The sequence below is a fragment of the Lentzea terrae genome (genome assembly GCF_003265345.1).
GTDB lineage: Bacteria > Actinomycetota > Actinomycetes > Mycobacteriales > Pseudonocardiaceae > Lentzea > Lentzea terrae.
In genome coordinates, this window is record NZ_QFWW01000007.1 from 188,614 (window position 1) to 208,268 (window position 19,655).

A 19,655-nucleotide genomic window follows, 5' to 3' on the forward strand; every position below is an offset into this window, starting at 1 on the left:
GTCTCCCGCCTGCGGAGACGCCTGGAACCGCTGCATCGGGTGAACTAGAAGCCCATGGCTTGCGCGCGTCGCTTTACCTCACGCCCACGGTCTCCGCGCAATGCTTCGATCGGAGTGCCAGGGAGGCTCTCGTCCTCCGTGAAGAGCCAGCGCAGAATCTCGTCCGTGGAAAAGTTCTGGTCGCGCAGCACCGTGATGGTGCCGGGCAGACCCTTCACCACCGTTCCGGCGGCGAGAAACGCTTCGGGAACGACGAGGACGCCGTCCCGGCGCACGGCGAGCAGTTGCCCGTCGCGCAGCAGTTGGTGGACCCGGGTGACCGGAAGCCCCATTCGGTCGGCCACCTCGGGGAGAGGAAGAACCTCCAGGTCGGCAGCCAGTACATCCGCAGCGGCAGGAATCGCACTCACGGGGGTCACGATGCCATAACCGAACTGTGAACGCCCTTCCGCCAACCGGGTCATCCTGAGCTTTACCATCTCGCACTGTGGAGAGGTCGGTTTCGAACGTGATGGGTGGACTGCTCGAGCAGCGCTACCGGGTGGACTCCGTGCTCGCGCGCGGTGGCATGTCCACCGTCTATCGAGGTCGCGACACCCGCCTCGATCGCGATGTCGCCGTCAAGGTGATGGATCCGCACCTGACGGCGGACCCGGCGTTCGTCGCGCGCTTCGAGCGCGAGGCGCGCGCGGCTGCCCAGTTGCATCACCCTGCCGTGGTGTCGGTGCACGACCAGGGCGTCGACGGTGACCAGGTGTACCTGGTGATGGAGCTGATCGACGGCGGGAACCTCCGTGACCTGCTGAACCAGCGCGGAAAGCTCCCTCCTGCCGTCGCGTTGAGCGTCCTCGGCCCCGTGCTGTCCGCGTTGGGTGCCGCCCACCGCGCCGGGCTGGTGCACCGCGACGTGAAGCCGGAGAACGTGCTGATCGGACCGGGCGGTCAGGTCAAGGTGGCGGACTTCGGGCTGGCCCGCGCGATCGCCGAGAACGGCGTCACGAGCGACAGCGAGATCCTCGGCACTGTGGCCTACCTCTCCCCCGAACAGGTGGAGACGGGTGCCGCAGACGCGCGCAGTGACGTCTACGCGGCCGGAATCGTGCTCTACGAGATGCTGGCAGGGCAGGCGCCGTATCGGGGCGACACGGCCATCTCAGTGGCCTACCAGCACGTGAACTCGGACGTCCCCTCGATCCCCGAGATCCCGCTGGCGCTCGACACGCTCGTCCGCAAGGCGACGCGGCGCGACCCGTCGTTGCGTCCGATCAACGCCGACGCGTTCCTCGCCGAGCTCGAACGGGTCGGGTCGGAGCTGGGGCTCACGCCGCAGCCGGTGCCTGTTCCCGGCTCAGCGCCCGAGAACGACAAGACCATGGTCATGCGTCCGGTTCCGGTCGCGGTCGGCGCCACTCCCCCGTCGGTCGCCGAGGCGACCCGCCCCGTGCAGCCACTGCAGCCGGCGATGACGACCGTCCACACGGGTCCGCCGACGCCGCCGCCCGGCATCTCCGCCACGCGCACGATGCAGCGGCCGGAGCAGCCACGTCGTCGCCCGCCCCAGGCCAGGGCCAAGAAGCCGAAGGTCGACCCGGTCGAGGAAGAGCGCAAGCGCCGCAAGAAGCTCTTCATCATCTGGGGCTCCGTGGTCGGCGTGCTGGTGCTGATCGTCGGCCTCTTCTCCTGGTACCTCGGCGCCGGCCGCTGGACGGCCGTCCCCGCGGTGGTCGGGCAGTCGGAGGCGAACGCCTCGCAGCTGATGCGAGCCGCGGACCTGACGGCGCTCGTCGACAAGGTGCCGTCGGACGACGTGCCCAACGGTCAGGTCATCAGCACCGACCCCGCTGCGGACACCGAGCTGCGCAAGGGCCAACCGGTGAAGCTCATCGTCTCGCGCGGCAAGCCCGTGGTGCCGTTCATCAACGTCGGCGCCGAGGTCGAGACCGCGACCAAGGAGATCCAGACCGCGGGCCTCAAGGCGGTCAAGGACGCCACGAAGGACGCGTTCCACGACACCGTGCCGGTCGGCAAGGTCGTGGCGCTCGACCCGCGTCCCGGCACCGCGCTCAAGATCGACAGCCCGGTGACCCTGGTGCTGAGCAAGGGACCCGCGCCGCGCAGGCCGGTCCCGAACGTGCAGGGCAAGACGAAGGACGAGGCGTTCGCGGAACTGCAGCGCGCCGGCCTGGAACCGGTCGAGGCGACCGGCCGGGACGCCGCCAACGGCGACGACGCGCGCGTGGTGCGCACAGATCCGGCTGCGGGCACCGTGCTGGAGGGGACGGCGAACAAGCGCGTCACCGTGTTCTTCCAGGACAACTCCGAGATCGAGGTCCCGGACGTCACCCGGAAACGGGTCCGGGATGCCAGGGAAGAGCTCGAGGACCTCGGCTTCCGGGTGAAGGTCGAGTTCAACAAGAACGACAGGGCGACGGTCGTGAACCAGAACCCGCAACCGGGCACCAAGGCCCGGCGCGGCACGGAGATCACCATCATCGGTCTCTGATCAGGAGAAACAGAAGGGCCCCGCGTTCTCGACGCGGGGCCCTTCGTTCTTCAGCTCGTCTTCAGGAACGCAGCATCTCCGCGACGAGGAACGCGAGCTCGAGCGACTGCTGCGTGTTCAGGCGCGGGTCGCACGCCGTCTCGTAGCGGCCGGCGAGGTCGTCGTCGGAGATCTCCTGCGCGCCGCCCAGGCACTCGGTGACGTCCTCACCCGTGAGCTCGATGTGGATGCCGCCGGGGTGCGTGCCGAGCCGGCGGTGCACCTCGAAGAAGCCCTGGACCTCGTCGACGATCCGGTCGAAGTGCCGGGTCTTGTAGCCGGTGCTCGACTCGTGCGTGTTGCCGTGCATCGGGTCGCACTGCCAGATGACCTTGTGACCGGACGCCTCGACCTTCTCGATGATCGCCGGCAGCACGTCGCGCACCTTCTGGTTGCCCATGCGCGAGATGAGCGTCAGGCGGCCCGGCTCGTTGCGCGGGTCGAGGCGCTCGACGTACTCGACGGCCATCTCCGGCGACGTCGTCGGGCCGATCTTCAGCCCGATCGGGTTCGCGAGCATCTCCGCGAACGCGATGTGCGCGCCGTCGAGCTGACGGGTGCGCTCGCCGATCCACACGAAGTGCGACGACAGGTCGTACAGCTTCGGCTGGTCACCGGTGGTGTCCAGGCGCAGCAGCGCACGCTCGTAGTCGAGCAGCAGCGCCTCGTGCGACGCGAAGATCTCGGTGCCGTGCAACGACTGGTCGTTGACGCCGCACGCCGACATGAACTTCAGGCCGCGGTCGATCTCGCCGGCCAGGGCCTCGTAGCGCTCGCCTGCGGGCGAGGTGCGCACGAAGTCGCGGTTCCAGTCGTGCACGCGGTGCAGGTCGGCCAGCCCCGCGCCGGTGAGCGCGCGCAGGAGGTTCATGGCCGCACCGGCGTTGGCGTAGGCGCGGATCATGCGGCCGGGGTCGGGGATCCTGGCCTCCGGCGTCGCCACCAGGGAGTTGATGATGTCGCCGCGGTAGGACGGCAGGCCGAGCGCGTCGATGTTCGACGAACGCGGCTTGGCGTACTGGCCGGCGATGCGGCCGACCTTCACCACCGGCAGGCTCGCGCCGTAGGTCAGCACCACGGCCATTTGCAGCAGGGTCCGGATGTTCGCGCGGATGTGCGGCTCGGTGTTGTCCGCGAACGTCTCCGCGCAGTCACCGCCCTGCAGAAGAAACGCCTCACCGTTCGCGACCTGCGCCAGTTGCGTGTGCAGCCGGTCGATCTCGGCGGGCACGGTGATCGGCGGCACGCTCTCGAGCACGGTCCGCACGCGACGCACCTGTTCGGCGTCAGGCCATTCGGGCTGCTGGGCGGCCGGGCGCGACAGGGCGTCGTCCAGGCGCTTGCGCATCTCGGGAGGCAGCGGCGGAAGCTCGGGAAGCGTGTCGATGGGCACGTCCACGGTCCAGTTCACGCTGCTCATCCTAGTTGTCCCACACTGAGAGACCGGGTCGGGCCTGTCAGCAGTTCGACGGCTGTTGGCCTGGGCGTCATCCGATGGTGCGTCGCGGTGAAGTCTGTTACTTGTCAACTATCGGCCTCTGCCCTATTGAGACAACGCCCTGCATGATGTGGCCATGAACGCCACCCGATTGGATGACAGCACCGCGAACCGGCTGCTGGCCATCGCGATCGACAACATCCAGCGCGACCACCCGGTGCATTGGACGCACGTCATCGACGGCGACGACCGGCTGATACCGCAGCGGGTGCTGCACCCCGTGTTCGCCGGGTCGTTCGACTGGCACTCGTGCGTGCACCAGACGTGGCTCGCCGTGCGGTTGCTGCGGCTGCGTCCCTTTCTCGCAGGGGCTGACGCGGCCCGTGACGCGCTGGACAAGCTGATCACGCACGACAACTGCGCCGTCGAGGCTTCCTTCTTCGCCTCGCCGGCGGGACGGCACTGGGAGCGGCCGTACGGGTGGGCGTGGCTGCTGCTGCTCGACGCCGAACTGCGGACCTCCGGGCTGCCGTGGTCGGTGGCACCGATCGCGGACGTGCTGCGCGACCGGTGGCTGGAGTGGATCTCGGCGGCGCGGCTGCCGGTGCGCACCGGCACGCACGGCAACACCGCGTTCGCGACCGGGCTGGTGTTCGACGCGGCTCAGGTGAACGGGGACTCCGAGCTGGCTTCGGCGTGCGTCGACGCAGCCCTGCGGTGGCATCGGAACGAGGTGGCGTACGGCGGGTTCGAGCCGGACGCGGCCGACTTCCTGTCGCCGGCGCTGACGACGGCCGACCTGATGCGGCGCGCTCTGGACACCCCGGAGTTCGGGGCGTGGTTCGACGCGTACCTGCCCGAGCTCGACTCGGAACGGTGGCGTGTGCTGCGCGAGCCCTTCCCCGTCGACGACCCCAGCGACCCCTACGGCTCCCACCTGGCGGGGCTCGCTCTGTCGCGCGCGTGGAACTGGGCGGCGATCGCGGACTCGCTGCCGTCCGGGCACCGGTATGCCGAGCTGGCCCGGACCGCTGCCGCTGCGCATCGCGAAGCCGGGTGGACCTACGTCTTCGGCGGCCACGGCTACATGGCCGACCACTGGCTGGGCTCGTTCGCCGCCTACCTCGACGTCAAAGCCTTCTGACCAGCACAAACCCCGCTCATGCAAAAGACGTTTGCGGACGACCGCAAACGTCTTTTGCATAACTGATATATCGGCGGGGCTGCGCGACGCTGCGACTGCCCGCGATATATCGGATATCAGGCGCCGAAGAAAACCTCTGCCTCTTCGTAACGCTCCGCCGGAACGGTCTTGAGCTCGGCCGTCGCCTCGGACAGCTTCACGCGCACGATCTCGGTGCCGCGCAGCGCGACCATGGTGCCGAAGTCGCCGGCCGCGACGGCGTCGACGGCGTGCAGGCCGAAGCGGGTCGCGAGGACGCGGTCGTACGCGGTCGGCGTACCGCCGCGCTGGATGTGGCCGAGGATGGCCGCGCGGGACTCCTTGCCGGTGCGGTCCGCGATCTCCTCCGCGAGCCACTGGCCGACGCCGCCGAGACGGACGTGGCCGAAGGCGTCGCGCTCACCGGAGTGCAGCACCTCGGCGCCACCCTCGGGGATCGCGCCCTCGGCGACGACGATGATCGGCGCGAACTCGCGCTCGAAGCGGCGCTCGACCCACTCGACGACCTTGTCGACGCTGAACGGGCGCTCGGGCACGAGGATGACGTTCGCGCCACCGGCGAGACCGGAGTGCAGCGCGATCCAGCCGGCGTGGCGACCCATGACCTCGACGACGAGCGCGCGGTGGTGCGACTCGGCCGTGGTGCGGAGGCGGTCGATGGCCTCGGTCGCGATGTGCACGGCGGTGTCGAAGCCGAACGTGTAGTCCGTGGCGCCGAGGTCGTTGTCGATCGTCTTCGGCACGCCGACGACGCCGATGCCGTCGTCGGTGAGGCGCTTGGCGACGCCGAGGGTGTCCTCGCCGCCGATCGCGATCAGCGCGTCGATCTGGTTCTCCGCGATGACCTCGCGGATGCGGTCGACGCCGCCCTCGACCTTGTAGGGGTTCGTGCGCGACGAGCCCAGGATGGTGCCACCGCGGGTGAGGATGTCCTCGACGTCCGTGAGGCCGATCGGCTTGGTGAGGTTCTCGATCGGACCCTGCCAGCCGTTGCGGAACCCGACGATCTCCCAGCCGTGTGCCTTGATGCCCTTGCGGACCACGGCCCGGATCACGGCGTTCAGACCGGGGCAGTCACCACCGCCAGTGAGCACACCGATGCGCATCTGCTTGCCCAATCTCTCGTGTTCTGTGTCACTCAGACTTTCACGAGCTGTATCGGTGCAGCAACGCGGGTCTCACTTACCGGACGGGAAAACCGATTTTCCGCCGTTGTTCCTCGATCACCTTCCACCGCGCGAGGTTGTGGCGCGCGTCGGCGAGGGCGTCGTGCGCGTCGACCGGTGGCGCCGGCAGCTTGGGCCTGCCGACGTCGTCCCAGCGCTGGCGCAGGTCGCGGGTGAACCGGGGCAGGGCGCGCGGCAACGCCGGCATCGCGCCCCACAGCTGGGCCAGCGCGACGTGGTCGTAGGCGGCGAACCACGCCCACAGCTCCACCTCGTCACGGGCGGCGTTGCGGGCGCCGAGGAAGTCGAGCAGGTCCTCACGGATGCGCTCGCGGCTGCGCCACGCCTTGTCGGCGGGCGACGGCAGCTGGTTGAGGACGTTCTGCCGCACCCACGGCCCGGCCCGCTCGGGGTCGAACTCGGTGGACACGGCGTAGAACTCGCGGCCTTCCTCGTCGACCACTCCGATCGACACCAGGTCGATCGTCACCCCGTCCTCGATGAACTCACAGTCGTAGAAGAACCGCACCGCGACACCCTAGGGGGTGAGGTCAGCTCGCCTTCTTCTCGGGCACCCGGTCCGAGGACTTGCCCTGCTCCGGGACGTCCGCCGGCTGTTCCTTCGCCTTCGCCGCGTAGACGTCGACGTATTCCTGACCGGAGAGTTCCATCAGCGCGTACATGATCTCGTCGGTGATCGACCGCAGCACGAACCGGTCGCCCGACAGCCCCTCGTACCGGGAGAAGTCGAGCGGCTTGCCGATCTTGATGCGGATCGGGTACGGCTTCCACATCTTCGAACCGATGGGGTTGGCCTTGTCCGTGCCGAACATCGCCACCGGGATCACCGGCGCACCGGACTCCAGCGCGATCCACGCGACGCCGACCTTGCCCTTGTAGAGCCGGGCGTCCGGCGAACGGGTGCCCTCGGGGTAGATGCCGAGCAGCTTGCCCTCGCGCACGATCCGCACACCGGTGTCGAGCGCACCCTGGGCGGCCGAGGCGCTGGACCGGTCGATCGGCACCTGGCCGACGCCGGAGAAGAACCACTTCTGCAGCTTGCCCTTGATCCCCGTGCCCGTGAAGTACTCGATCTTGGCGGGGAAGGTCACCCGCCGCGACAACATCAACGGCAGGAAGAACGAGTCGGAGACGGCGAGGTGGTTGCTCGCCAGGATCGCGCCGCCCTCCTTCGGGATGTTCTCGGCACCCTCGATGATCTTCGGCTGGAAGAACAGCCGCAGAATCGGTCCCAGGAGGACGTGCTTCATCAACCAGTACAGCACTTTGGGAAGCGCCTCCCTTAGAGCCCCGCGAACCTTGATCCCGGCAATCAGCCTACGGAGCCGACCGCACCTCACACAACGAGTCCCAAAGTAGAGCGTCACGACCGAGACTGAGCCGACTGCCGTAACCCGCAACACATCCCGCCCGTGCAACGATGAGGGGTCAAGAGGGTTGCGGCACACGGAGAGGCTCTGGATGAACGCCCGGCGCGACTCGACCGACGGCCCCGAGAACGTCGACGAGCTCTTTGCCGAGATCGTCGCGGGTCTCGAACGGGACGGGGTCGGCAAGGACTGGCTCGACCTCGACGAGGCGAGCCCCGAGAGTGTGCCCAAGAGCGCCCCCAGCGACCTCGACCTCAGGGCACGCGACGAATCGGCCGACGACACCGCCCCCGACTTCCTGGACGAGCCCGAACGCCGCGACCGGGACGACGAGGACCACTACGTTCCGCCGGAGCCGCCGCCCTTCCCGGTGCTGCGCGCGTCGACCATCGCGGCACTCGGCCTGTTCGTGCTGGGCATCGTGCTCCTGGTCGCCCCTGGCCTCTTCGGCCTGGAGTCGCGCATCGGCACACCGCTCTCGCTCGTCGCTCTCTGCGCGGGCGTCGGCTGGCTGATCCTGCGCATGCGCAACACCCCTCCGCCCGACTCCGGATGGGACGACGGCGCCCAGGTGTGACAAGTCACGTCCCGCTTGGTAACGACGTGATAACGGCCACTCAAACCTTCAGATAACGATTCGGTCATGCTTACCGTGTCGGGCATGGACCAGATGCAGCACCTGATGATGGCCCGCGCCCTGGCGACCCTGAGCAAGAAGGACGCGGAGCGCGCCAAGCGCCGCCCGCGCATCCTGCGTCTGCTCGGCCGCTAGCCGTTCGACCGGCCACCCGAGCCGGGTGTTCGCGGCGGGCGAACAGACCCCGACACGCCCGCCGCGACACTCCTCAATCCGATATATCAGTCATCCCGACCAGCACCCTTGCAACAACTCTTTGGACTTCGTCCGCAAAAGACCCATTGCAAAGGCCGTGCAGCCGGACCGGTGGGCGGGTCAGGATGACTGATGACGCGGGTGGGTTTCGATCTTCTGCACCGGGGTTTCCAGGCGCTCGGCGTGACCGAGGGCGCGACGCTGGTGGTGCACTCGTCCCTGTCGGCGTTCGGCGAGGTGGACGGTGGCGCTGACACGGTCCTGCGCGCGCTGAGGAGTTGCGTCGGCGAGGCCGGGACGATCGTGGTTCCAACCTTCACCGGTGACGTGATCGCCGATCCGCATCCGGACTGCCGCACCCCCGGCGTTCCCGAGGTCGAGGCGGCGAGGGCGCGTGTGCCGCTGTTCCACGACGCGTCCCCGACGACCATGGGCGCGGTTCCCACCGCCGTGCTGGCCGAGCCGGGCCGGCTGCGCAGCCGGCATCCGCAGGCTTCCGTCACCGCACTTGGCCCGGCCGCGGAGCACATCACCTAGCACCAGCCATTCGCCTACGCCTTGGGCGTGGCCTCGCCGTTCAGCAGGCTCTACGACCTGAAGGCGCAGATCGTCCTGCTCGGCGTCGGGCACAACCGCAACTCGTTCCTGCACCACGCCGAGTCGCTGGTGCCGGGTCATCGCACGAAGCTGCGGCGGTTCCCCTACGTCGTCGAAGGGCAACGGGTCTGGCTCGAAGCGCAGGACGTCGGCAACGACAACGACACGCATTTCCCGCGCGTGGGCGCTGACTGGGGGCAGAGTCGTCAGCAGGTCATCGGCCGAGCCCGCTGCGAGCTCGTGGACGCCGTCCCGTTCATCGACTTCGCCAAGAAGCGGCTCGCCCAACTCCTGCGCGGCTGAAGGCGTCGCGGCTCGCCCCCAGACCGAGTGCGCGGCATGTGCACTGGGCCTTTGCAATGAGACGTTTGCGGACGAAGTCCAAAGACTCATTGCTAAGGCACAGGTCAGCGGCATCGAAGGAACTGATATATCGGCACGAAGCCGATATATCAGAGGGTCAGGAGCGGCGTGAGTGGTTGCGGGTCATGGACGCGGCCATCTCGCGGGCCAGGGTCGCGGCGCCCACGATGCCGGCGTCGTCACCCAGCTGCGCGGTGCGGATCCGGGCCAGCGGACGGTGACCGGCGCCGGTCACGACGGAGGCGTAGCGCTCGCGGGCGTCGTCGAGGAACAGCGGCGCCGACTCCGAGACACCTCCCCCGATGACGATCACCTCGGGGTCGTAGACGTCCGCGACCAGAGCCAGGCCCTCGCCGAGCCAGCGGGCCAGGTCGGCCATCGCGCGCTTGGCGAGAGGGTCGCCGTCACGGGCCGCTCCGGCGACGCGGCGGCCGGTCACCGCGCGGGAGTCGCCGGCCGCCTCGCGGGCGAGGACGGTCGAGACGCCGGGATGCTTGGCCAGCAGCTCCACCGCGGTGGCCGAAAGAGCCGTGCCGCTGCAGTAGCGCTCCCAGCACCCGTTCTTGCCGCACGGGCAGGGTCGGCCGTCCGGGACCACGCGCAGGTGCCCCAGTTCGGGGGCCACGCCGTGGGCACCGCGGAAGACCTCACCGTTCAGCAGAAGCGCGGCGCCGATACCCGTGCCGATGGCCACCAGCACGGCGGTCTTGGCGCCACGAGCGGCGCCGAAGCGGTGTTCGGCCAGGGCGGCGGCGTTCGCGTCGTGCTCCAGGACGACGGGCATGCCCAGGCGGTCGCTCATGCGGTCGGCCACGTCGGCCTGCCGCCACGCCAGATGCGGCGCGAAACGGACCGTGCGTCGGTCTGAGGCGATGAAGCCCGCCACGGCCAGACCGACGGCGTTCACCGCGTGCCGGTCCGCAACCTCCTCCACGGCGGCGACGATCGCGTCTTCGAGCGCGCGCTCGCCGGCCGGCGTTGGGGCGCGTGAGGTGTCCAGCACCGAGCCACGCGCGTCCACGACGCCCGCGCGCACGCTGGTGCCACCGATGTCCACTCCTACGGTGAGCACTAGTCCGACTTCCTGACGACCTTGATGTGCTGCACCCGCTGCCCGGAAGGCCCGTCCTCCGAGGGCGGTGGCGGCGTGGGCGGCACATCCGGCTCGCGCAGGGCCGCACGCAACACCGCCACCAGACCCGCGGCGTGCTCGGCGGCCTTGGCGGCCAGTTCGGAACGGTCGCCGCGCAGCAGCGCCACGCCGTTGCACAGCGGGCACCAGCCGCACGTCTCGGGCGTGTGCGAGCCGTCGCCCGCCTCCGCCACCCGCTGCAGCCACGGCTGCATGCGCTCGGCTGCCGCGTCGATGAGCAGACGAAGCTCCTCAGCGAGCTTTCCTGTGTTGTCCTGTGTCATGAAAGCTCCTGATCAGCGCCACAACGACGGGTCGGGACGGAACCCGACGGTGACGCCACCCGAGTCCATCTCCGCACCGGTCACGATGCAGCGCTTCAACAACGACGGCAGAGCCACGAGCCGACGCCGACCGTCGATGGTCAACGCGAGGTCGTCGCCCACGCGCGCGAGATCGAGCTCGGTGTCGTCGGCGAGCGGCAACGCGATACGCAGCGAGTATCGGGCGTCGAGACCACGTCCGCTGCCCGACACCTCCAGCAGCGACTCCGACACGGCGGCGGCACAGGGCAACGGGTCCTCGGCGCCGTAGAGCTGCGAGGCCACCTCGAGCAACGCCGGCACGCCAACGGGCTCCGACGCGCGGTGGTCGACCGTGCGGATCTCGCCGATACCGGTCAGCTCGGCCAGCACTGCGTCCTGTTCGTGCCGGCGCGTCCGCAGCCACGTGGCCGCGGCACCGCGCGCGGAACCAGGACACGGCACCAACCGGTTCGCGATCACGCTGTCGACCCGGATTCCCTGCAACGCCAACGCGGTCAACGTCCGTCGCGTCTCGGCGGCGACGACCCGTTCCGGCGTCAGCACCAGCCGCACCGAGCAGGAGGAAGGATCCGAGAGCATCGTCCGCAACGAGTCCAGCCGCTCGGCGAGCCTGCTCAACGCGTCCGCCGTCGCGTCCCACTTCTCGACGGTCCCGGTGCCCGCGACACCGGCCAGCAACCCGCGCACCACCCGCCGGTGCGTCGGGAAAAGTCGTTCCAGATAGCCCGCGAACGCCTCGGGCAACGACAGCAGCCGCAACGTCTCCGCGGTCGGCCCGCAGTCGACGACCACGACCTCCCACGGACCGCTGGAAGCCAGCCGCCGCACCTCCGCCAGCGCGAGCAGCTCCTCGACGCCCGGCAGCACGGTCAGCTCCTCGGCGTCGAGCTCGTCGACGCCGGCACCGGCCAGCACGGTCCGCAGATGCCCGCGCAGCTCGCCCCACGCCTCGTCGACGAGGCCGCGCGGGTCGATCTGGCACGCGAAAAGCCCGTCCGCTGTGTCTACTTCGGACGGTGCGGCGCCCAGCCGGACGTCGAGGGCGTCGCCCAGCGAGTGAGCGGGATCGGTCGACACCACGAGCGCCTTGCGACCGTGTGCCGCGAGGGAGGCCGCCGTCGCGGCGGCCAGCGTCGTCTTGCCGACCCCGCCCTTGCCGGTGAAGAGCAGGACCCGGCTCAAGCCGCCTTCTCCGCGCGCTTCTTGAGCTCCTTGAGCGCGGTGTCGAGGATCAGCTTCTCGGCCTTGCGGCGGAACAGCCCGATCATCGGGATCACCAGCTGCACCGACAGCGTGTAGGTGACCTTGGTGCCGGTACCGGACGGCTCCAGCACGTAGCTGCCGTGCTGCGACTTCTGCATGGTGCCCTTGATGAGGTCCCACTGCACCGAAAGACCGTCGGCGGCCCAGTCGTACTTCAGGACGTACTCGTCCTTGACCGGACCCTGGTCGATCTGGAACCGGACCTGCTCGGCGCGGCCGTCGTCGCGGGTGTCGAGGACCTCGACGTCTTTCATCCCGTTCGCCCAGTCCGGGTACGACGGGAAATCCGCGATGATCGCCATGATCTTCTCAGGCGGCGCGTCGATGACGATGGACTGAGTGGACTCGTCGGCCATGTGTGAGGAGGTTACTCGCGTCTTTACCAGTTGATGACGTGAGGCTTGCCGCTGCGCTGGAAGTGCCCGACGTTGATGCACTCGGTGTAGCCGATCCGCATGCGCCTGGCCAACGGCTGGTGCACATGTCCGAACACCGACCAGCGCGGACGTTCGCGCACGATCTTCTCCAGCGCGGACCGAGATCCCCATTCGGGACGGCGCGCGACGACGTCGTACGTCAGGTCCGGGACAGCCGGCGGGATGTGCGTGCACAGCACGTCGACCGGTCCCATCTGAACGAGCGCGGCCGCCATGTTCTCCTCCGTTCGGAGGTACGGGAACCACGGCGCGTTGGGGTTGCGCACGAGTCCGGGCAGCATCAGCCCGCCGCCCGCGAACCCGAACCTGAGCCCGCCGATCTCCACCGCCTCGCCGTCAACGACGTGCACACCGTCGCGGGCGAACTGTGGCCACAGCTGCGGACTGTCCACATTGCCCGGTGTCGCGTACGTCGGCGCGGACATCGCGGCGAACAGCGCGTGGTACTGCTCCAGCACCGCTTCTTCCACGACGGAACGGGCGTCCGCGAGACCGTCCCAGAGGGACCGGATGTAGCCGGCCGTGTCCGCGCGCTTGGTGCCGCGTCTCAACTCGGCGAAGATCCCCACCTTCTCGGGCCCGAAAACGCGCCCGAGGATCCCCTTGGAATGGTCGTGGTAGTCGACGAAGTCGATGAGGTCGCCGAGCACGACGAGCGCGTCCGCCCCGTCACCGGCGCGCGCGAGCGCCTCCGCGTTGCCGTGCACATCCGAAACCACGTGAACCCGCACGTGGTCCAACCTAGTTCACGGGAACGGGGTGGTGGCCGAGACGGGCGTCAAGCAAGATCACCCGTGCGGCGGGCAGCCAGCGGGACGACCGTCCTCCAGAGTCAGCTTCAGGCCCAGAGCAACGGACTTCGCGGCGAGCTGGCGGCGTTGCACCTCACGAAGCGCGTTGCGCGGTGTGAGCGAGCCGGCCGGCGGATCAGCGCGGAGGAAGTAGTGCACCAGGGTGCCGTCGAGCATCGGCTCGAGCCAGACCTCCATCGTGCCGACGAGCGCGCCGCCGACGGTCCAGCGCAGTCCCTCTTCGCCGCGGTCGGCGTAGACGTCCAGTTCGAGATCCGGCCAGAACGCGCGCCACGAAGAGGGCGCGGCGAAGGCGGCGGCGACCACGCCGGGCGGCACCGCCAGGAAAGTTTCGTCGACGACGTCCACACTGGCCATGGAGTGAAAAGGTAACGGAAGGGCGTACCAACCTTTGTATCGCCGGAATCACACGCTAAGTTTCCCCACCAGTAACAAATCACCGTACGGAGGTTGACGTGCGCGAGTTCAGCGTCCCCGCCACGGCCGCAGTGGCTCCGGAGGAGAACCTCACCGACATGGTGTGGGCCAACGCGGAGCGCTTCGGCAACGCCGTCAGCTTCCGCAGGCAGGTCGACGGCACCTGGGTGGACATCACTGCGCGTGACTTCGCCGCGCAGGTCATGGCGGTCGCCAAGGGCATGATCGCCGCAGGCATCGAGCACGGCGACCGCATCGGCCTGGTCTCCAAGACCCGCTACGAGTGGCAGCTGCTCGACTTCGCCATCTGGGCGGCGGGCGGCGTCACCGTGCCGATCTACGAGACGTCGTCGGCGGACCAGATCGAGTGGATCCTGTCCGACTCCGGTGCGAAGGCGGTGTTCGTCGAGGCGTCGTCGCACCGCGCGCTCGTCGACGAGGTCGTCGGCAAGCTGCCGGAGCTGCGCCACGTGTGGCAGATCGAAGGCTCGGCCGCCGCGGTCGACGAGCTGACGGCGCTGGGCGCCGAGATCACCGACGAGCAGGTGCACGAGCGCCGCGGACTGGTGAAGGCGGACGAGACGGCGACGCTCGTCTACACGTCCGGCACCACCGGCCGCCCCAAGGGCTGCACGCTGACGCACCGCAACCTGCTGTCCGAGGTGCGGTCGGCGCTCTCGCGGTTCCCGGAGATCCTCACCGCGGGCAACTCGCTGCTGGAGTTCCTGCCGCTCGCGCACATCCTGGCGCGCGCTCTGGCGCTGGCGTGCGTGTACTCGCGTGCGACGCTGGGCCACACCGCCGACGTGAAGAACCTCGTCGCGGACCTGGGCCAGTTCCGCCCGACGTTCGTCGTCGCGGTGCCGCGCGTGTTCGAGAAGGTCTACAACGGCGCCAAGCAGAAGGCGCACGCCGGCGGCAAGGGCAAGATCTTCGACGCGGCCGAGGCGACCGCCGTCGAGTACTCGACCGCGCTGGACAACGGCGGCCCCGGCCTGGTGCTGCGGCTCAAGCACGCGGTGTTCGACAAGCTGGTGTTCTCGAAGCTGCGCGCTGCCCTCGGCGGTCGCGCGATCGCGGCTGTCTCCGGTGGCGCGCCGCTGGGCGACCGGCTGTCGCACTTCTTCCGCGGCTGCGGCATCCCGGTCTACGAGGGCTACGGCCTCACCGAGACGTCGGCTGCGGCGTGCGTCACGTTCCGCGGCCAGGAGAAGGTCGGCACGGTCGGCCTGCCGGTGCCCGGCACGTCGATCCGGATCGCCGAGGACGGCGAGATCCTCATCAAGGGCGACATCGTCTTCACCGGCTACTGGAACAACGAGGCCGCCACCAAGGAGGCCCTCGAGGACGGCTGGTTCCACACCGGTGACATCGGTGAGCTCGACAACGACGGCTTCCTGAAGATCACGGGCCGCAAGAAGGAGATCATCGTCACCGCCGGTGGCAAGAACGTCTCCCCCGCGCAGCTCGAGGACCGCATCCGGGCACACCCCCTGATCTCGCAGTGCATGGTCGTCGGCGACAAGCAGCCGTTCATCGGCGCGCTGATCACGATCGACCCGGAGTTCTTCCCGACGTGGAAGGAGTCGCACGGCAAGGCGGCGTCGGCAGAGGTCGCCGACCTGATCGAGGACGCCGAGCTGCTGGCCGAGATCCAGGCCGTCGTGGACGAGGCGAACAAGTCGGTGTCGAAGGCGGAGGCGATCCGCAAGTTCCGCGTGCTGCCGGTGGACTTCACCGAGGCCGGCGGCGAGATGACGCCGTCGCTGAAGCTGAAGCGCTCGGTCGTGGCGACGACGTACGCGTCGGACATCGACGCCATCTACGCGAAGTAAGAGGGTGTAATGCGCGAAAGGCCCAGGAGCTGAGAGAGAGCTCCTGGGCCTTTCGACCCCCAGCGATCGTGATCCGCGGATCTCCGCGGAACCCGAGAAGTTTGTTGCCCCGGCCCCCCGACCGGGACGAGTAGAAGATTGCCTTACGTCGCTGACGTATCGCTGACGCGCCGATGTCACTCGGCGACAGTGCGCAATTAGGCTGTCCGGTAGACGGGGATCATCGGGTGCGCGCGAAGGGAAGGCAATGGCTTCGGGTCCGCAGTTCCGGCTGCTCGGCCCGTTGGAAGTGCGCCTGGACGGCTCCCCCGTGGTGCTGCGGGCGGGCAAGCACAGGGCGTTGCTGGCGGCGTTGCTGCTGCGGCCGAACCGCGTCGTGCCCGTGACGGAACTCGTCGAGCACGTGTGGGGTGACGCACCGCCTGCCCGCACTCGTGGGACGTTGCAGACGTACGTGATGCGGTTGCGGGCCGCGCTGGGCGACCCGTCGCTGATCCAGACCGCCCCCGACGGCTATCGGATGCGCGTCGACCCGCTGGCAGTGGACGCGCACCAGTTCGCGGACGCGGCAGCTCGCGGCCGGGCGGCGGCTTCCGCAGACGACCTGGTCACGGCGCGGAAAGCGTTTGCCGAGGCGTTGGACCTGTGGCGCGGACCGGTGCTGTCGGACGTGCCTTCCGAAACGTTGTACTCCGAACACGCTCCGCGGCTGACCGAGCTGCTGATGACCGTGCACGAGCAGCGGATCGACGTGGAGCTGGCGCTGGGCAACCACGCGGACCTGCTGCCGGAGCTGTTCGCGCTGACGCGGGACCACCCGTTGCGCGAGCGGTTCTGGGGACAGCTGATGCTCGCGCTGTACCGCAGCAGCAGGCAGGCGGAGGCGCTGGAGGCGTTCCGGCAGCTCGACCGGACGCTGGACGAGCAGCTGGGCATCGACCCTTCTGCTGAGCTGCAGTCGTTGCACCAGGCGATCCTGGTGGGAGCGCCGTCGCTGGCCGCGCCGGTCGCCGAGCGTGAGCCGGAACGCGCGCCGGCGTCGCCGATGCAGCTGCCGGACGACATCGCCGACTTCACCGGACGGGCGTGGCACGTCGAGCGGATCTCCGGGCTGATCGCCGGCGGATCAGTGCCGATCGTGACGCTGGCGGGACAGCCCGGCGTGGGTAAGACGACGTTGGCCGTGCACGTGGCGCACCTGCTGCGAGACCGTTTTCCGGACGGACAGCTGTACGTCGACCTGCGCGGATACTCGCTGGGGCCGCCGGCGGACGGACTGGACGTGCTGTCGCGGTTCCTGCGCGCGCTCGGGGTGCCGCCGGACGAGATCCCGCCGGACGCCGACGAGCAGAGCACGATGCTGCGCTCGTTGCTGTCGGGCCGGCGGATGTTGCTGGTGCTGGACAACGCTTCCGCGCCCGACCAGGTCCGGCCATTGCTGCCGGGGACGGCGTCGTGCCGGGTGATCGTGACCTCGCGCGACGACCTGCGCGGCCTGATCGCGATGAACGGCGCGCGGACCGTGCCGGTCGACGTGTTCACTCCGGCCGAGTCCGCGGCGTTGCTGTCACAGCTGCTGGGGCCCGGTGACCACGCGGAGCTGGCGGCCCGCTGCGGACATCTGCCGCTGGCGTTGCGGGTGGCGGCGGCCTACCTCGCGGGGCGCGACGACGTGACGATTTCCGGCTCGCCGATCGAGCTGGCCTACGCCGCGCTTCCGCCTGCGCCGCAGCGCTTGTTCCGGCTGTTGTCGCTCGTGCCAGGGCCCGACTTCACCGCGGAGGCCTCGTCCGCTCTGGCCGATGTGGACGCCGAGGGGCTGCTGACGGTGCTGGAGATCGCCCAGCTGGTGGTCTCGGCTGCGCCCGGTCGTTACCGGTTCCACGACGAGCTGGTGCGGTACGCGGCGGCGTTGCGGGAGGAGTGGGACACCGCGGCCGAGCAGCACATGGCCTGGACAGCGCTGCTGAACCACTACGTGCGCGGCGTGGAGCGATGCGCCGAGCTGCTCTACCCCGGCATCGTGCGGCTGCCGTCGTCCGCGTCCGGCCCGGCGCCCCGGATCACGGGCTCGGCCGAGGCGCTGGCGTGGCTCGACGCGGAACGCCCGAACCTGACCGCCGCGATCCGGCACGCCGCGGAGCACGGTCCGGCCCCGATGGCGTGGCAGCTGGCCGACGCCCTGCGGGGTTACCTGTGGATCGGCCAGCACGTCGGCGAGTGGCTCGCGACGGCCCACCACGGCCTGCAGGCGGCCCAGGCCTCCGCGCACCGCCCGGCCGAGGCCGCGATGCACGCCAACCTCGGCACCCTCTACCTGCGGCTGGGCGAGTACGCGTTGTCGGTCGAGCACCACAACCGGGCCATCGAGCTGTACCGCGCCCTGGGCGACAAGGACGCCGAGGCGAGCGTGCTGAACAACCTCAGCCTCGTGCACCGCCGCTCCGGTCAGCTGACCGAGGCTCGGGAGGCCCTGGTGCGCTGCTTGGAGATGCTGCGCTCAGCCGACAGCATCAGCACCGGGCTCTACAACCTCGGCCAGCTCGCCGTGGAGCTCGGCGAGATCGACGCCGCCGTCGACCACTTCTCCCAGGCGCTGGAGCTCGCTCCGAACGCCGACAGCCACACCTACCTCGGCCTGGCGTTGCGGCTGCAGGGACGTCTCGACGAGGCCCGCGCCCACCTCGAACGCGCGCTGGAGATCGGCAACGTTCCCGCCGGTGAGGCCGAGGCCCTGGACAACCTGGCCGCACTGGAACTCGCTTCCGGCAACGTCGAGGTCGCGCTGTCGCTGGCCTCGCGTGCGCTGTCCCTGGTGGCGGACGGCGGCGATCAGCAGGTGGCGACGTCCGTGCGGCTCACGCTCGGCGAGATCCGGCGCGCGTTGTTCGACTTCGACGTCGCGGCCGAGCTCTTCGACCAGGCGCTGGCGACGGCCCGGCGGATCGGCTACGCCTCCGGCGAGGTGCGCGCGTTGATCAACCTGGCGGTGGTGTGGCGTGATCTCGGCCGCCACGCCGATGCCCAGTCCATGGCGGACGAGGCCGCCCGCCGCAGCGCCGAACTGGGTCTGCGCGCCCTGGAGACCCGCGCCCGCGAACTCATCTGATATCCGATGTATCAGGGGTCGAACACGGCCTTGGCCGCCCCGGTGTACTTGACGTTCACCTTCGTCCGGCCGACGACGCTGTGGTAGTTGAGCTGGATCAGCTTGGCGTCGACGACGTGCAGACATCCGTGCGACGCGACGTTGGCCGGCGCGTTGTGGAACGCCTCGCCCGCGTTGTAGAAGACCGCGAGGCTCATCGACGCCGCCAGGGTCGAGCGGCTCTGGCCCGGCGTGGGTTTGGTGTAGCGCCGGTGTGCACCGCGCTTGGGCCCTTCCAACGCTCCCGCGCCCTGAGTGGCTGCGATGTCGGCGGCTGCGGCGGGGTCGTTGTAGCCGACTCCCTCGATGCGGCCCACCGTGAAGTGCCCTGGGTCGCTGCGCAGGCCGCGCGGCCCGCCGGTCACCTCGAAGCTGAACGACGAGAGCGCCGCCGGGTTGGCGAAGTACGTTGCGGTGGCGGTGCCCTTCGGCATGTCGACGCCGCTCGAGTCGGGGACGACGCTGTCGAACTCGACCGTGATCAGCGAGATCCACGGCTGCTTCTTCGCGTTCCGGAACGGGCTCTCGACCAGAGTGCCGCCGTCCATGGCGCCGAAGTTCATCGCGGACTTCTCCCGATAGCGCTGCACGGCGAACTCATCGGCGAGCAACCGCTGCACCGCACGGTTCCCCGCCGCGCTCTGAAGGGCGGTGAGCGGATGGACACCGTCCTCAACCAGGGCACGGCGCGAGGGGTGTTCGGGGTGTGGGTGCGCGCCGTGAACCCTCATGGGTCGATGGTCCCGGACCATCCTCAACGGACTCGTGTGCCG

18 protein-coding genes and 1 pseudogene are annotated in these 19,655 nt (G+C 69.4%); 7 read left to right on the plus strand and 12 right to left on the minus strand.

What is annotated here, in order from left to right; all coding sequences use genetic code 11:
• Positions 1-44: 44 nt before the first annotated feature.
• Positions 45-410: an Rv2175c family DNA-binding protein gene (locus DI276_RS12835; protein WP_232836625.1), complete on the minus strand. Its 366-nt coding sequence runs from the start codon at positions 408-410 to the stop codon at positions 45-47.
• 77 nt (positions 411-487) lie between these two features.
• Here DI276_RS12835 and pknB point away from each other — a divergent pair, with 77 nt between their 5' ends.
• Complete coding sequence (pknB, locus tag DI276_RS12840) at positions 488-2,503, plus strand: Stk1 family PASTA domain-containing Ser/Thr kinase (protein ID WP_112263522.1); 2,016 nt, start codon at positions 488-490, stop codon at positions 2,501-2,503.
• 61 nt (positions 2,504-2,564) lie between these two features.
• Here pknB and DI276_RS12845 read toward each other — a convergent pair whose 3' ends face one another.
• Positions 2,565-3,953: a class II 3-deoxy-7-phosphoheptulonate synthase gene (locus DI276_RS12845; protein WP_112263523.1), complete on the minus strand. Its 1,389-nt coding sequence runs from the start codon at positions 3,951-3,953 to the stop codon at positions 2,565-2,567.
• A 163-nt stretch (positions 3,954-4,116) separates the two neighbouring features.
• Here DI276_RS12845 and DI276_RS12850 point away from each other — a divergent pair, with 163 nt between their 5' ends.
• The gene (locus tag DI276_RS12850) at positions 4,117-5,124 is read left to right on the plus strand and encodes a DUF2891 domain-containing protein (RefSeq protein WP_112263524.1); all 1,008 of its coding nucleotides are present in this window, start codon (positions 4,117-4,119) and stop codon (positions 5,122-5,124) included.
• Positions 5,125-5,240: 116 nt separating this feature from the next.
• Here DI276_RS12850 and DI276_RS12855 read toward each other — a convergent pair whose 3' ends face one another.
• The 3 genes from DI276_RS12855 to DI276_RS12865 all read right to left on the minus strand — a co-directional run bounded on the left by DI276_RS12855 (position 5,241) and on the right by DI276_RS12865 (position 7,615).
• A complete protein-coding gene (locus DI276_RS12855) occupies positions 5,241-6,269 on the minus strand; it encodes a 6-phosphofructokinase (RefSeq protein ID WP_112263810.1) in 1,029 nt (342 codons plus the stop codon).
• Positions 6,270-6,345: 76 nt separating this feature from the next.
• Positions 6,346-6,858 (minus strand): polyadenylate-specific 3'-exoribonuclease AS, encoded by a 513-nt coding sequence (locus tag DI276_RS12860; protein WP_112263525.1) that lies wholly within the window; start codon positions 6,856-6,858, stop codon positions 6,346-6,348.
• A gap of 22 nt (positions 6,859-6,880) precedes the next feature.
• The gene (locus DI276_RS12865; protein ID WP_112263526.1) at positions 6,881-7,615 is read right to left on the minus strand and encodes a lysophospholipid acyltransferase family protein; all 735 of its coding nucleotides are present in this window, start codon (positions 7,613-7,615) and stop codon (positions 6,881-6,883) included.
• Between the two features lie 196 nt (positions 7,616-7,811).
• Between DI276_RS12865 and DI276_RS12870 the strand changes: the two genes are divergently transcribed.
• The 3 genes and pseudogenes from DI276_RS12870 (at position 7,812) to DI276_RS12875 (ending at position 9,452) form a co-directional block, all read left to right on the plus strand.
• The gene (locus DI276_RS12870; RefSeq protein ID WP_112263811.1) at positions 7,812-8,297 is read left to right on the plus strand and encodes a hypothetical protein; all 486 of its coding nucleotides are present in this window, start codon (positions 7,812-7,814) and stop codon (positions 8,295-8,297) included.
• Positions 8,298-8,363: 66 nt separating this feature from the next.
• Entirely contained in the window at positions 8,364-8,492 is a 129-nt protein-coding gene (locus tag DI276_RS52955) for a hypothetical protein (RefSeq protein ID WP_269112237.1), read from the plus strand.
• A 192-nt stretch (positions 8,493-8,684) separates the two neighbouring features.
• Positions 8,685-9,452: pseudogene (locus DI276_RS12875) on the plus strand (aminoglycoside N(3)-acetyltransferase).
• Between the two features lie 157 nt (positions 9,453-9,609).
• Here DI276_RS12875 and DI276_RS12880 read toward each other — a convergent pair.
• From DI276_RS12880 to DI276_RS12905, 6 genes are read right to left on the minus strand one after another with little or no spacing between them, the layout of a single operon-like run.
• The gene (locus DI276_RS12880; protein WP_198680609.1) at positions 9,610-10,584 is read right to left on the minus strand and encodes an ROK family protein; all 975 of its coding nucleotides are present in this window, start codon (positions 10,582-10,584) and stop codon (positions 9,610-9,612) included.
• Entirely contained in the window at positions 10,584-10,928 is a 345-nt protein-coding gene (locus DI276_RS12885; RefSeq protein WP_112263528.1) for a hypothetical protein, read from the minus strand. Before DI276_RS12885 ends, DI276_RS12880 begins: the two co-directional genes overlap by 1 nt.
• Positions 10,929-10,940: 12 nt before the next feature.
• On the minus strand, positions 10,941-12,152 hold the full coding sequence (locus tag DI276_RS12890; RefSeq protein ID WP_112263529.1) for an ArsA family ATPase: 1,212 nt from the start codon (positions 12,150-12,152) through the stop codon (positions 10,941-10,943).
• Positions 12,149-12,589 carry an SRPBCC family protein gene (locus tag DI276_RS12895; RefSeq protein WP_112263530.1) on the minus strand — a complete coding sequence of 147 codons (441 nt, stop codon included), beginning with the start codon at positions 12,587-12,589 and terminating at the stop codon, positions 12,149-12,151. The genes DI276_RS12890 and DI276_RS12895 overlap by 4 nt, the downstream gene beginning before the upstream one ends.
• A 23-nt stretch (positions 12,590-12,612) precedes the next feature.
• Positions 12,613-13,401 carry a metallophosphoesterase family protein gene (locus DI276_RS12900; RefSeq protein ID WP_198680610.1) on the minus strand — a complete coding sequence of 263 codons (789 nt, stop codon included), beginning with the start codon at positions 13,399-13,401 and terminating at the stop codon, positions 12,613-12,615.
• 57 nt (positions 13,402-13,458) lie between these two features.
• Positions 13,459-13,839 carry a polyketide cyclase / dehydrase and lipid transport gene (locus tag DI276_RS12905; RefSeq protein ID WP_112263531.1) on the minus strand — a complete coding sequence of 127 codons (381 nt, stop codon included), beginning with the start codon at positions 13,837-13,839 and terminating at the stop codon, positions 13,459-13,461.
• A gap of 98 nt (positions 13,840-13,937) precedes the next feature.
• On the opposite strand from DI276_RS12905, the gene DI276_RS12910 reads away from it, so the two are divergent.
• Both DI276_RS12910 and DI276_RS12915 read left to right on the plus strand, forming a co-directional pair.
• Positions 13,938-15,734 (plus strand): AMP-dependent synthetase/ligase, encoded by a 1,797-nt coding sequence (locus tag DI276_RS12910; protein WP_112263532.1) that lies wholly within the window; start codon positions 13,938-13,940, stop codon positions 15,732-15,734.
• 247 nt (positions 15,735-15,981) lie between these two features.
• Positions 15,982-18,843 carry an AfsR/SARP family transcriptional regulator gene (locus DI276_RS12915; RefSeq protein ID WP_112263533.1) on the plus strand — a complete coding sequence of 954 codons (2,862 nt, stop codon included), beginning with the start codon at positions 15,982-15,984 and terminating at the stop codon, positions 18,841-18,843.
• A gap of 11 nt (positions 18,844-18,854) precedes the next feature.
• On the opposite strand, the gene DI276_RS12920 is transcribed toward DI276_RS12915, so the two are convergent.
• Positions 18,855-19,502 (minus strand): L,D-transpeptidase, encoded by a 648-nt coding sequence (locus DI276_RS12920; protein WP_157984677.1) that lies wholly within the window; start codon positions 19,500-19,502, stop codon positions 18,855-18,857.
• Positions 19,503-19,655: the final 153 nt, after the last annotated feature.

Coding starts and splice junctions, on each gene's coding strand:
- DI276_RS12850 (WP_112263524.1), top strand. CDS start 4,117: ATGAACGCCACCCGATTGGATGACAGCACCGCGAACCGGCTGCTGGCC.
- DI276_RS12855 (WP_112263810.1), bottom strand. CDS start 6,269: ATGCGCATCGGTGTGCTCACTGGCGGTGGTGACTGCCCCGGTCTGAAC.
- DI276_RS12870 (WP_112263811.1), top strand. CDS start 7,812: ATGAACGCCCGGCGCGACTCGACCGACGGCCCCGAGAACGTCGACGAG.
- DI276_RS52955 (WP_269112237.1), top strand. CDS start 8,364: ATGCTTACCGTGTCGGGCATGGACCAGATGCAGCACCTGATGATGGCC.
- DI276_RS12885 (WP_112263528.1), bottom strand. CDS start 10,928: ATGACACAGGACAACACAGGAAAGCTCGCTGAGGAGCTTCGTCTGCTC.
- DI276_RS12895 (WP_112263530.1), bottom strand. CDS start 12,589: ATGGCCGACGAGTCCACTCAGTCCATCGTCATCGACGCGCCGCCTGAG.
- DI276_RS12905 (WP_112263531.1), bottom strand. CDS start 13,839: ATGGCCAGTGTGGACGTCGTCGACGAAACTTTCCTGGCGGTGCCGCCC.
- DI276_RS12915 (WP_112263533.1), top strand. CDS start 15,982: ATGGCTTCGGGTCCGCAGTTCCGGCTGCTCGGCCCGTTGGAAGTGCGC.